This is a genomic window from Flavobacterium sp. J27 (genome assembly GCF_004303025.1).
GTDB lineage: Bacteria > Bacteroidota > Bacteroidia > Flavobacteriales > Flavobacteriaceae > Flavobacterium.
This window is the reverse complement of record NZ_PJQW01000009.1, coordinates 136,515-149,493: the sequence shown is the minus strand read 5'-3', so window position 1 is coordinate 149,493 and position 12,979 is coordinate 136,515. Positions and strand designations below refer to the sequence as shown.

Annotated in this window: 10 protein-coding genes; 9 read left to right on the top strand and 1 reads right to left on the bottom strand. The window is 29.4% G+C overall.

From position 1 onward, the window contains the following. Positions 1-2 precede the first annotated feature (2 nt). The 6 genes from CX675_RS13490 to CX675_RS13465 all read left to right on the top strand — a co-directional run bounded on the left by CX675_RS13490 (position 3) and on the right by CX675_RS13465 (position 8,472). A complete protein-coding gene (locus CX675_RS13490) occupies positions 3-2,693 on the top strand; it encodes a PAS domain-containing protein (RefSeq protein ID WP_130735772.1) in 2,691 nt (896 codons plus the stop codon). Positions 2,694-2,696: 3 nt separating this feature from the next. Beyond that, positions 2,697-3,830: an FIST signal transduction protein gene (locus tag CX675_RS13485; protein ID WP_130735771.1), complete on the top strand. Its 1,134-nt coding sequence runs from the start codon at positions 2,697-2,699 to the stop codon at positions 3,828-3,830. Then, entirely contained in the window at positions 3,830-4,861 is a 1,032-nt protein-coding gene (locus CX675_RS13480; protein ID WP_130735770.1) for an ATP-binding protein, read from the top strand. The genes CX675_RS13485 and CX675_RS13480 overlap by 1 nt, the downstream gene beginning before the upstream one ends. A 1-nt stretch (position 4,862) precedes the next feature. Further along, on the top strand, positions 4,863-5,180 hold the full coding sequence (locus CX675_RS13475) for an Hpt domain-containing protein (protein ID WP_130735769.1): 318 nt from the start codon (positions 4,863-4,865) through the stop codon (positions 5,178-5,180). 13 nt (positions 5,181-5,193) lie between these two features. After that, a complete protein-coding gene (locus CX675_RS13470) occupies positions 5,194-5,922 on the top strand; it encodes a LytTR family DNA-binding domain-containing protein (protein WP_130735768.1) in 729 nt (242 codons plus the stop codon). A 117-nt stretch (positions 5,923-6,039) separates the two neighbouring features. Next, the gene (locus CX675_RS13465) at positions 6,040-8,472 is read left to right on the top strand and encodes a DUF4114 domain-containing protein (RefSeq protein WP_130735767.1); all 2,433 of its coding nucleotides are present in this window, start codon (positions 6,040-6,042) and stop codon (positions 8,470-8,472) included. A gap of 268 nt (positions 8,473-8,740) precedes the next feature. Here CX675_RS13465 and CX675_RS13460 read toward each other — a convergent pair whose 3' ends face one another. Beyond that, positions 8,741-10,813, bottom strand: coding sequence for a tetratricopeptide repeat protein (locus tag CX675_RS13460; RefSeq protein WP_130735766.1), 2,073 nt, complete (start codon positions 10,811-10,813; stop codon positions 8,741-8,743). Between the two features lie 145 nt (positions 10,814-10,958). On the opposite strand from CX675_RS13460, the gene CX675_RS13455 reads away from it, so the two are divergent. Genes CX675_RS13455 through CX675_RS13445 form a run of 3 tightly spaced genes read left to right on the top strand, consistent with a single transcriptional unit; the run spans position 10,959 to position 12,901 of the window. Next, positions 10,959-11,261 (top strand): STAS domain-containing protein, encoded by a 303-nt coding sequence (locus CX675_RS13455; protein WP_130735765.1) that lies wholly within the window; start codon positions 10,959-10,961, stop codon positions 11,259-11,261. A gap of 43 nt (positions 11,262-11,304) precedes the next feature. Further along, positions 11,305-11,607 (top strand): STAS domain-containing protein, encoded by a 303-nt coding sequence (locus tag CX675_RS13450; RefSeq protein ID WP_130735764.1) that lies wholly within the window; start codon positions 11,305-11,307, stop codon positions 11,605-11,607. 40 nt (positions 11,608-11,647) lie between these two features. Then, positions 11,648-12,901, top strand: coding sequence for an oligosaccharide flippase family protein (locus CX675_RS13445; protein WP_130735763.1), 1,254 nt, complete (start codon positions 11,648-11,650; stop codon positions 12,899-12,901). Positions 12,902-12,979 lie beyond the last annotated feature (78 nt).

Genomic DNA, 12,979 nt, shown 5'->3' with positions numbered 1-12,979 from the left:
TTATGCAAGATTTTCAATTCAATTTTAATGTTACTAGTTTTAACACTATTTTTCCATTTTACATTTTAATTGATAAAAATCTACATATTATCAGTTTAGGTAAGAGTTTGCAGAAAATCTTACCAAACTTAAAAGAAGATATTCTTTTTACTGAAATTTTTCAACTAGAAAGACCACATCTTGAAAAACTGTCATCTCTCAATTTTCATGAAACTTTTCACACCTTAGTTGTTTTTAAAGCAATCAATGACCCATCTGTATCTCTAAGAGGTCAGATTAATCCTCATGAGGATAATTTTCTTTTCATTGGTACACCATGGTTTGAAAGAATGGAGCATGTAATCGAAAAAAAACTAACTTTACACGACTTTGCTGTTTTTGATCCATTATTAGATTTATTGCACGTATTAAAAAATCAAGAAATAAATAATCAAGAACTGAAAGAGTTACTAGATACCGTCAATTTCCAAAGAAAAAAACTAAAGAAAGACAAAGAAGAATTGAATAAAATTTCTTTAGTAGCTAGTGCTAATAAAAATGGTGTAGTTTTTACTGATCCCATGGGGAAAATATTTTGGTGTAATCAATCTTATATCGATTTAACTGGTTTTTCTTCTGAAGAAATCATAGGAAAAACACCTGTGCAAATAGGTAAATGCCATTTGTCTAATCCAGAAGAAATTAATAAAATGGTTACTGCTTTTTTTAAAGGTGAACATTTTGATGTAGAAGGCTATCATGCGCATAAAACAGAAGTTCCTTTTTGTTCCAAAATTAAAGGACAACCCGTATATAATGAAGCCGGAAAATTAATTCAATATTTTGCTATTATTGAAAATCATACTAATGAAAAGTACAGAGAAGAGCAATTGTTGATGTTGTCTTCTATTGCAGAAAAAAACATGAATTCTGTTATTATTTGCGATAAAGAAGGTACTATTGAATGGGTAAATGATAGTTTTCTTAAAATGTCTGGTTTTTCCAATGAAGAACTGATTGGGAGGAAACCAGGGCATTTACTTCAAGGACCAGAAACCGATAAAAATACAATTCATTATTTATCAGAAAGAATTCGTAAAGGCTTACCTTTTAATTGTGAAATAATTAATTATACAAAAAATAAAAAGAAATATTGGGTTCGTATCCAAGGTCAGGCATTACTTGATAAAGCTGGGGAAATCATCAAATTCTTTGCCATTGAAGAAGATATTACGTTAGAAAAAGAATTTCAGCAACAATTAATTGATTCAGAAAACCGACTTACTTCTTTAATTGAGAACTTGCAATCAGGTATTTTACTAGAAGATGAGAATAGAAAAATACGTATTGTGAATAAAAAATTCTGTACAATGTTTCATATTCCAGTTGAACCTGAACAAATGAAAGGAGTTGATTGTGAAATAGCTGCTGAAGAGTCTAAACATTTTTTTAAAAATCCTGAACAGTTTTTGGAACGAATTGCAATAATATTAAAAGAGAAGAAAAGGATTGTTTCTGAAGAAATTGAACTAATAGATGGTAGAATTTTTGAAAGAAGTTTTTTGCCTATTTATAAAGATGGTGCTTATGCAGGACATTTATGGAGTTATGATGATGTAACTATTACCAAGCGATATAAAGAAAGTCTAGAAGCAGAAAAACAAAAATACAGTAGCATTATTGCAAATATGAATATGGGCTTGCTAGAAGTAGATAATAATGATGTTGTCTTGTTTGCCAACCAATCGTTTTGTGATATGAGCGGGTATTCGTTAGTAGATTTATTAGGAAATAAGGCCGCTGATTTAGTTTTAACAAATGATAGTAAAGATATTATCAAAAATAAGAATAATGTAAGAAGAAACGGAGTTTCTGATTCGTATGAAATCACTTCGCAAACCAAAACTGGTGAAATCAAACACTGGTTAATAAGTGGTGCTCCAAATTACAACTTAAACGGTGAGGTTACAGGTTCCATAGGAATTCATTTAGATATTACAGCACAAAAAAGTTTGGAATTGCAAAAAGAGCAATTATTATCTAAATTGGAAAAACAAAATGAACGACTTAATGAGTACGCACAAATTGTTTCCCACGATCTTAAATCTCCACTACGAAGTATTCATTCGCTTATAACTTGGATAAAAGAAGATAATGATAAAGAGTTTAGTGAGCAAACGACACAATATCTTGCTATGATTGAAAGCAAAGTCGAAAAAATGGATCACTTAATTCAAGGCATTTTAATGTATTCTAAAGTACATTCTGATGCGACTATTGGTGAAAAAGTAAGTATCCATGATGTGGTGGAAAATTGCATTCAAATTATACATATTCCAGAAAATATTGAGGTTGTTATCAAAAATAGATTGCCAATATTACAAGTCGAAAAATTTAGGATGCAACAACTTTTTCAAAATATTATAAGTAATGCGGTTAATTATATCGATAAACCAGAAGGTATTGTGGAGGTTGATTGTATCGAGAAAAAGAACAGTTATGTTTTTTCAATAAAAGACAATGGACCAGGAATTGCTCCTGAAAATCAGGAAAAAATATTTAAAATCTTTCAATCATTTACAAACCATGAACAATCTACAGGAATAGGACTGTCGATAGTAAAAAGAATTGTAGACAATTATAATGGAAAAATTTGGATTGAGAGCAAATTAAATGAAGGAACTACTTTTTTTATTAAATTACCTAAATTATAAAGTATGAAAATCAATCAAGCATATCAACTAGAAGGAGAAGCATGGCAGTATCTTCAAAAAAAGGAAGTATTGAAAAATCCTTTAGTTTTAATTTTTGGTAACCGAATGGTATTAGAAAAGAAGGACGTTATAGATGGGATAAGAAAAGAATTTCCTTATGAACATCTGGTATTTGGTTCCACTTCAGGAGAAATTATTGATAATAATGTATATGATAATTCGGTTGTAGTAACTGCAATAGAATTTGAAAAAAGTACTTTCGAAATTCGTACAGAAAACATTTTCAATTATAATAAGGATGCTAAAAAATTAGGAGTTGCTTTGTATGAAGCGATGCCAAAAGAAAAATTAAAGCATTTGTTTGTATTATCTGAAGGTAGTTTTGTTAACGGAAGTTCTCTAATTGAAGGATTAGAAGAGAAGATACAAAATAGTATTCCTATTTCAGGTGGGATGTGTGGAGATGATGCAAAGTTTGAAAAAACATTGGCTTCTTATAAAGAAAATCCTAAAGAGGGAGAAGTCGTTTTAATTGGTTTTTATGGAGCAACTCTAGAAATTTCGTTTGCCAGTTTTGGCGGATGGACAAGCTTTGGTCCAGAACGAATTATTACAAAATCAGAGGCTAATATTTTATACGAAATAGACGGACAACCAGCATTAGATTTATATAAAAAATATTTAGGAGAAAAAGCAAATCAATTGCCTCAAGCATCGTTGTTGTATCCATTAAATGTTACTCCAGAAGGGAAAGAAGCAGCTGTTGTTCGTACCATTTTAGGAATTGATAACGAAAAACAATCTATGACCTTAGCTGGAGATGTGCCAGAGAATTCAAAAGTACAACTCATGATGGCTTCCGTAGATGCTATTGCAGAAGGGGCAAGTGAAGCGGCTAAAAGAGCAATGTTTAAAAGAATAAATAAACCCCAATTAGCTCTTTTAGTTAGTTGTGTGGGTAGAAAATTAGTGATGAATCAACGAGTAGAAGAAGAAATAGAAAGAGTACAAGAAGTAGTTGGAAACGATACAGCTATTACGGGTTTTTACTCCTATGGAGAAATGGCTCCTTTTTCAAATAACACTTTTTGCGACTTGCATAATCAAACCATGACATTAACCCTTATAAGTGAATAATGAAATCACTGTTAAAAAGACAAATAGACAAATTAATTAAAACCAAACCGGAAATACTAGAAGAATTAGCTCCGTTTTTTGATGCGGTCAACGATTCCTATGAAAATTACGAAGATCAATTGCGTATGTTGCAACGTGCCATGCAAATTAGTTCAGATGAACTTTTTGAAGCGAATAAAAAACTGAGAGAGGAAACGAATAATTTAAAAGAAATTAATCAAAACTTATCGAATGTTCTCAATTCTTTAAATTTAGACGCCAGTGAATTAGAAGATGAAAAGAATTTTAATCAGACTGAATACTTAAAGAAACAAGCTTTAGAAATAATCGCAATAACAAATCAAAGAGAACAATTATTTAAAAATTTAGAAGCTCAGAATCAAGAACTCAACGAGTATGCACATGTTGTTTCTCATGATTTAAAAGCACCTTTACGAAATATCGATACTTTGGTGAACTGGGTAATTGACGATAACCAAGGAGAAATCAGCGAAAGTGGTTTGAATTCCTTGAATTTAGTATTATCCAATGTGGAAAAAATGGATTTATTAATCAAAGGTATTTTAGATTATTCTACCATTGATAAATTAGAATCTGAAGATAGGGTTTTAAGTATTAATCTTGTGATAGAAGATGTTTTACGAACCATTTCAATTCCAAAAAATATTACGTTTATCATTCAGGATGATTTGCCAAAATTAACAGGAAATGCTTGGCGCTTTAAACAGGTTTTTCAAAACTTAATTCAAAATGCCATTAAATACAACGATAAAGAGGAAGGATGTATTGAAATTGGCGCCATAGAAAAAGAAGCCCATTTTGAATTTTTTATAAAAGACAACGGTATCGGAATCGATTCTAATTATTTTGATCGCATTTTTAAAGTCTTTACTAAATTAGAAAACAATACTTCTTCCTCTGGAATAGGTCTTTCTATCGTTAAAAAAATAGTACATTATTATCAAGGAGAAATTTGGTTAGCAAGTGAATTAGGTAAAGGAACCACATTCTTTTTTACAATTGCAAAATAAAATGGAACAACCAAACACCACATATATAAATCAATTATCTGGAGACAATGTTGCTTTTAGAGAAAAAATGATTGCTATTTTAAAAAGAGAATTACCTGAAGAAATTCAAATTTATAGAGAACAAATTCAAAAGAATAATTTTTTGGCAGCGGCCCAAAGTGTCCATAAATTAAAACATAAAGTGTCTATTTTAGGACTTGAAAAAAGTTATTATCTTGCTGAAACGTTTGAAGAAAATTTAAAAGAAAATAGTATCCAATTGCAGAAAGAGTTTGAAACAATTTTAAACGCAATGGACACTTTTGTAAAATCACTATAAAAACTTTATTTACATGAATTGCATTATAATTGATGATGAAGAAATGGCTAGAGCAATTATTGCTCAAATGATTTCTAAACATAAAGAACTAACTTTGATTGATGAATTTTCTAATGCAATCCAAGCCATAAAATTTTTAAATCAGAATCAAGTTGATTTGATTTTTTTAGACATTCACATGCCCGATTTTACGGGTTTTGATTTTATTCAAACGATTAAAAACCCTCCCAAAATAGTTTTAGTAACTTCTGATAAGAATTTTGCTATTGAAGCTTTTGAATATGATTGTATTGTAGATTATTTGGTAAAACCAATCACAGAAGAACGTTTTTTGAAAGCGCTACAAAAAGCTAAAACAGCTCAATCTATTTCTGTAGACCAAACGGTAACTGTAGCTAAAAAGATTGAGAAAGAGGTGACAGAAGATAATACCAAAGAGTTTTATGTAAATATTGATAGGAGATTGATTAAAATCGAATTTGAATCGGTAAAGGTGGTGGAAGCCAAAGGAGATTATATTCATATAAAAACAGATGATAAAAATTATATTGTTCATTCGACTTTAAAAAAAATCGAAGATAAACTACCAGATAATTTATTCTTAAAAGTACATCGTTCTTACATTATTAATACCCAAAAAATAATCGATATAGAAGACAATAGTGTATTAATTGGAAAAGAAGTAATTCCTGTAAGCCGTGCTAATAGACCAGAATTAATGAAACGATTAAATTTATTGTAGAAAAACATTCATCTATACATATCTACAATTGGGCATTACTTAGCTTAAGTTTATCTAAAAAATAAATTTTTAAGAGAAGATAGAAGTAATTTTATTTCATAATAAAAAAGAAATATTATGAGAAAAGCATTATTCTATTTGATACTGATATTCACTTTTTCATTGCAATCTCAAAACTATCAGTTTTTAGGTCCCTATACAGCAGACGGTACTCCTTTATATTTTGCAACAAATGATACGGTGAGTCAAGAAACGTTAGACTTAGTTGCCAGTTCATTACCAGAAAATTACCCAGTACCTGTTTATAATCCACAGTATATTTCTTCAGGATATGATACGGATTTAATTATAGATGAAACCGCTGAAGTTTGGGTCACTTTTGTGAGCGAAGGTGCTGGATATAAAAATGTTTTAGGCTTCTATACTTATGATTTAAATAATCCTCCAGTCACTCCACCTACAGATTCAGACATTACAATTGTTTTTCCTAATGTTTCTGGAGCAGGAAGTGGTGGTAGCTTACTTGCTGGGAATAAAGTGAAAATAGGTAATTTTCCAGCTGGGACAGGTATCGGTTGGGTACTTTTAGCTAATGGATGGAATGGGAGCCAAGTAACGAATGGCTTATGGCGATTGTTTTCAAACCCAAGTTTTAATCCAGAGGCAGATCCTAATTTGCAATATCATAATGTATTATTAAATGATCCAGATAACGAACGAATTTTGTTAGGCTTTGAAGATATTAGAAGAGATAATTCTGGTTGTGACAACGATTTTAATGATGCTATTTTTTATGTAACAGCTAATCCATATACAGCTATACGAACGGTTAATGTTGCCGATGTGAGTAGCAGAGCTAATATAACTTCTGCCAATGAAGGAGGTCTAGAGAGTGAAGGAAGTTTAGCAACATTGATAGCAAAAAGAAATTTTAATCGCATAAAAAAACAAAAATTCGCAAATAAAAAACAACTTCAAAGACCTTTTGTAAAAGATACCGTTACTTATGGATTGAATAAAACAAATCTTTTAAACCTGAATACTCTTTTTCCTGCTACGGGCATGTTTGGAACAGAAACGGCTTTTGTTTCTAGTCCAACTGATTTAATTCAAATTACAAATGCTGAAGAAGTTTTTTCAATTGATTATTATGATGGAAATTATAGAGTTGCTGCAGCCTTAGGAACAAAAACGTCTGGTGAAGTTTATAATCATTCTAAGGTTATTTGTGATAGATTAAACGATTCTGAACTAGAGGATATTCGAACTATTAGCTTAAATGGATACGAAATTATAATGTCTAAATTAAAAAGGATTAACGGGGAAGTTGAATTTGCACTTCATTTTTCCATTGAAACGTTAGCGAATGAAAATAAAATTCATAGTTATTGGAATATCAATCAATATCCATCGGGAGATTATAATAATTTTCAAATTTGGGGTTCATCTATGGGGCAAGTGGCGCATATTGCTTATGCCATTTTAAATGCCTATTTACAAGAAGGGACTTTATCTCAAGATAATGTGAGTCATAGAATTCCTAAACTTTTTGTGAAAAAAGGAGTTTATAAAGATGGAAAAATAAAATTGACATTAATCAATAAAGCAGGAGCGTCTAGCTTACAATTTGAAGGGAATAAAAAAGAAACAGAATTGTCTCTTGAAACTAATTTTAGTATGAATATTCCAATCTCAACCTCTTATGAAAGTGAGATAGAAATTACCACTGGTTCTCTTTTTGATATTGGTTTTACAATTTTAGGAAATAATGACATACAAGATGATGCTTTGTATTTGGCTGATGGTCCTTGGGGAATAGATTATATAGATACAGAAACTACCATAAATACATTTCAATTAACCTCTTCTACTTCTGTAAGCTCTTCGGAAATATATGTTGTTGAAAGAAATGCTACAGTTGTAGGTGAAGTGAAAGGAACGGCTAATTTATTTAGAAATATTTTGCCTGGAGAATTATTTTTTGACGCTTCTAATTTTGACGCTTTACAATTTTCAATTCTGAATACCTTACCTGTTGAACTGGTTTTAGTAACTGAAAATACTTCAGATTGGAACGAGAGATTACGATATCAACTGAATCCTAATAGTAATTATACGGAGATAGTTATTTCTTTTCAAGATTTTTATAGTCCAAATGGAAATAGCTTTAACAATGAAAGAATAAAAGGGATTGTTTTTTCTGTTATAGGCAATTATAATCAGTTCCAGCCTTTTGAATTGCATGTCTCCGAGCTAAAATTAACGAACAATACAGTACTGAGTAATTCCTCTTTCCCCGAACTATCAAGAACAGTATACGCTTATCCTAATCCTTTTAGTGACCAAACAACATTAGTGTTACCCGAAACTGCTTCTGAAGCGACTTTAACATTATTAGATATTACGGGAAGAATCGTGTATCAAAAAAAGCAGAAGGTGTCAGATAAAAAAATAATTTTTACCAATGCGTTCCAAGTACGCGGTATATATACGATTTTAATTATAGATGACTTATATAGAGCATATAAGGTAAGATGTGTTATAAAATAAATTAAAAAAAATAGTATTAGTTGAAAAAGAAAACCTAATTTTGCACCGTTTGTTCGTCTATACTTTTTTACCGTTTGTCGAAACAAAAAATGGAATTGACGAAGAGTAAAATAGGAAGTAAATTGTTTTTAATAATTTAGCAGTATCAAAATAGAAAATAAATTATTATAAAAATAAAGAAGTTATTTTGCACACACACTTAAAATAACTCATATAAAACATCGGAATATGGAATAAATGATGTTATTAACCAAGAAAAAGCCGAAGATTAATCTTCGGCTTTTTTAGTTTTAAAAATCGGATTCTTTAAGAAATACCATTTTATACGTAAACCAAATTCATTATATGTAAAACCAGCAGCTGTTGCTGAAGCTATATTACTTCTTAGTCCATATAAGTTAGCTAAAAAGCGTTCTGAAAACTGATATCCTAATTTTGTTTGTATACGATAAGTCCATTGTTGATCATTATCTTCGATGTATTGTATACCTGTAGCCGCATTAATGTTATAAAAAATATTTTTTGAAGCCATGTTGTTTTCATCTTTCAACAGATCAACAAAAATTTCGAAAGCATTAAACTTTTTTGGACTAAAATAAGCAGTTGGTACTTGATTTTTAAAAGCAATAAATTGATAATTCAATCCCGCTTTTAAGACTGGTTTAGATAAAAAACTATAGTATAAAGAGGTGAATAATAAATTTCTAGTATTTGAATCAGATTGTGTCGTGTAAAAATATTGGGTAAACCAACCGAGTTTAAAATTAGTACTTACATTATAATTTAGATAGGTATTATTAGTAACGATTTCCCGATCAATCAAATCGGAATTGAAATTTTGCATTTCTCTTTTAAATCCAATTTCTAAGTCTTGTAAAGGAAGCGGTTTTATTTTAAAGTAACTATGTAATACTATTTGATTATAACTAGTTGTAAAACTAGAAGCATTTGTTACACCAGTAGCTAATGAAAAACTAATTTTAGGCAAAAATTTATAGGTTGCTCCTAGACTGATGTCGTTTGTTGTAGCGTGAGCAGCAGTAACTTTATTATTTGTTCTTCTGAATTGATATGAAGAAAAAAAGGACCATTTAAAAGAAGTAGGAAAATGTATTTTGGTTAGTGTAGTAAAAGCAGTATTCTTTCCGTTATCAAAAGAGTAACTCATTTTTTCTTCTAAAAACGGAGTGTGCTCTCGATCTAGTTTTTTTAAAAATTGAAGCGCATCATTTTGATTTTCGAAAATAGTTAACGTTTTATAACCTGCTTCATATGCTTTGTCTATTTTTCCAGAAGCATAATAGGCATTGGCAATCCCTAAATTACCATCAAAAGAATGGGTATCATTTTGAAGAATTTTGGTATAATAAATAGTGCTTTTTGAGTAATCACTTTTATAGATAGCTAAAGTTGCGGCTAAAGCTAAAACCCAATTTTCATTAGGATATAGTTGTTCTAATATATTGATTTCTTCTGTAGCAATTTTATATTTATTATTCCAAATTAAAGCTTGAACATAACGTTCTTTCGTTTGTTTTACAATCGTTTGATTTGAAATGGAATCACTTCGTTTTAAAGATTCTGTTGCTATTGCTAACGCTTTTTTATTTTTATCTTCTAAATGAGCTAAAAGAGCCAATCCATTTAAAGCAATATTTGGATTATCTGATTCTAATTGTAAGTATACTTCTTTTCCTTTTTTTATTTGTTTAGTTATTAAAAATAAGTTTGCTTTGTTTTGTAATGTTTCTTTGTCATTTGGAAAATAGATTAAAATTTCATCGTATAAATTTTCAGCTTCATCGTATTTTTTTTCTTTAATTTTTTCAGATGCATAACCTAACAAAATATATTTTTTTGAAACCATTGCACCCTCATTTTTGGGTGAAATAGTTAAGGCTTTATTAATATGGATCAATGCTTCTGTATATATCTTTAAGTTTGAAAGCGTATTTGCTAAGCCTAAGTGAGCTACAAAATTATTTGGGTTTTCAGCAACTAATTGTTCGTAAAATAATTTAGCTTCTTCAAATTTTTTATTCCAAAGTAAGGCTTCTGCATAGTTTAGTTCTATTTCTAAATCATTAGGATACTCGTTCTTTAAAGTTTCGAAAAGATCTAATGCTAAAATAGGATTTTCACTTAGTCCAATTGCTCTAGCATAACATAATTGAGCCGTTTTATTATTTGGATATTCTATAAGGATATTTTTAAAAAATAATGTAGCTTTTTGAAAATTACCTTGTTCTAAGTATTCAAAACCTTCTTGCATATTTTGCGTGTAGGCTATTGAAGTTATAAATAGAATTATACTAAAAATGATTGGTGATATAATTTTCATTCTGTTTATAAAATGGTTCTATATGCAATTTAAGTATAAACTTAGAATATTCACCTACAGTAATTTGTCATTCGTCGAAAAAGACCCATTTAATTTTAATTCTGAAGCGATATTTGTACTAGTATTAATCATAAAACTAAATGTTATGGCACTTCAAATTAATAATAATCAGGGAATTTTTGAGATTTGTGGCTTGTTAAACGCACAAAACACATCTTTAATGAAGCATTACTTTGAATCGTTAATTGAGAATGCAAGAGCAATTACGATTTCATTAGACAAGATAAATGATATAGACGCTACAGCTGTTTTATGTTTAGGCTCTTTGTATAAAAAAGCCATGGCTAAAAACAAGATATTTTACATTATTGGTTCTGAAAATAAAAATGTGAGAGATCGATTTAGAGAAGAAAAGATGTTCTATGTTTTAAGAAGAGATATTTTATAACTCAAAAGAAAAGAAAAATTATAACGTTTAAAATCAAGAAATCATGGCTTTACAAATTAATGATAACGCAGGAATTATAGAAGTAAAAGGGAAATTAAATGCTCAAAATGCCCTCTCATTGAAAAATTATTTTGATGCTCTAATCATGCACTCTAGCTTTATTATTGTTTCATTAAATAAAGTTTCTGAAATGGATAAATCTGGTTTTGATACCTTAATTAATTTATACAAAAAAGCTTTATCTAAAAATAAAGTATTCTACATTATTAGTGAGAAAAACAAAGAAGTTACTTCTTTATTCCAGTCTGAAAAAATGAATTATGTGCTTCAAAATAGAGCAGCTTAATTTTGGAATGTTAATTACAAACTGTAAAAAAAAATAAAAAATGATAACTACCATTACTATAAAAACAAAACAAATTTCTTCAGAACAAATTTTTATGTTCACGATGTTTCTGGTTAATGCAGGAAATTATCTTTACAACCTATTACTAGGACGATTTTTAGGACCAAAGGCTTTTGCTGATGCTGCTATTTTAATTACTTTTTTGTTAGTGCTCTCTTTTGTAGGGATGACTTTTCAGATTGTAACTACAAAATATAGTGTGCTTTTAGAAGAACCTATAAAGAATAAATTTATTCAATTGATGACCAAGGTATCCATTTTAGCAGGTATAGGCATCGGTTCCTTTTTTATGTTTTTCAGTAAAGACTTACAAAATGTATTACATACTGAAACACAAACGATGTTTCAATTATTTGGCATCGGAATTCCGTTTTATTTTTTAATGAGCGTTAATAGAGGAATATATCAAGGTGCACAAAATTTAAAACAATTATCAGTTACTTATATTACTGAAATGGTTGCCAGACTTTTTCTCACTGTTGTTTTGTTGTATTTTACATTGCAATTACCTAATACGGTTTTGGTAGCATTTGGAATTGTTGTTTCTTTTATTTTTGGATTATTTCCGTTACAAAAAAGAGTTTTTCAAAAAAAAGAAGCGAAAAGAGCTGTTTTAGAAATGAAACCGATACTTACATTTTTTGTTTTGACGGCTTTTTATGAATTAACACAAATAATTATCAATAACAGTGATGTTATTTTAGTAAAACATTTTTTTAATAATACCGAAGCAGGTTATTATGCTTCATTAGCACTAATAGGAAGAGTAGTTTATTTTGTTACTTGGATTTTTGTAATGCTTTTATTGCCTAAAGTAATTCAATTACAAAAAGAAGGCAAGCAAACAGAGCCTATGCTAATGAAATATGTTTTATTCATTTCTTTTTTCTCCAGTAGTATTGTTTTGGTAACTTTCATAATGCCAGAACTAATTGTAAAAATAATGTTTGGTAATGCTTACTTAGCTATCGCTCCTTTATTGTGGAAATATGCATTGGCTACGGCTGTCTTTGCAGTAGCTAATGTTTTTGCGTATTATTTTCTTTCTATTGGGAATTATGTGCCTGTTATTGTATCTGCATTTTTAGGAATTGTACAAGTGGGTTTACTATTGTTTTTTCACAATTCCTTACATCAAGTAGTGTATATGCAAATAATTGCAATGATCTTTCTATTGGCATTACAAATTATCTATTTCATTTATCAACAGAAGAAAAGGATTCGTCTACAGTAAATTACGGTTTATCGAAAAACACTGATTTTGATGTTTTTTCAGAAGATATTTGTAATGTAATCAAGAACATAATATAAA

Coding starts and splice junctions, on each gene's coding strand:
- CX675_RS13490 (WP_130735772.1), top strand. CDS start 3: ATGCAAGATTTTCAATTCAATTTTAATGTTACTAGTTTTAACACTATT.
- CX675_RS13485 (WP_130735771.1), top strand. CDS start 2,697: ATGAAAATCAATCAAGCATATCAACTAGAAGGAGAAGCATGGCAGTAT.
- CX675_RS13480 (WP_130735770.1), top strand. CDS start 3,830: ATGAAATCACTGTTAAAAAGACAAATAGACAAATTAATTAAAACCAAA.
- CX675_RS13475 (WP_130735769.1), top strand. CDS start 4,863: ATGGAACAACCAAACACCACATATATAAATCAATTATCTGGAGACAAT.
- CX675_RS13470 (WP_130735768.1), top strand. CDS start 5,194: ATGAATTGCATTATAATTGATGATGAAGAAATGGCTAGAGCAATTATT.
- CX675_RS13465 (WP_130735767.1), top strand. CDS start 6,040: ATGAGAAAAGCATTATTCTATTTGATACTGATATTCACTTTTTCATTG.
- CX675_RS13460 (WP_130735766.1), bottom strand. CDS start 10,813: ATGAAAATTATATCACCAATCATTTTTAGTATAATTCTATTTATAACT.
- CX675_RS13455 (WP_130735765.1), top strand. CDS start 10,959: ATGGCACTTCAAATTAATAATAATCAGGGAATTTTTGAGATTTGTGGC.
- CX675_RS13450 (WP_130735764.1), top strand. CDS start 11,305: ATGGCTTTACAAATTAATGATAACGCAGGAATTATAGAAGTAAAAGGG.
- CX675_RS13445 (WP_130735763.1), top strand. CDS start 11,648: ATGATAACTACCATTACTATAAAAACAAAACAAATTTCTTCAGAACAA.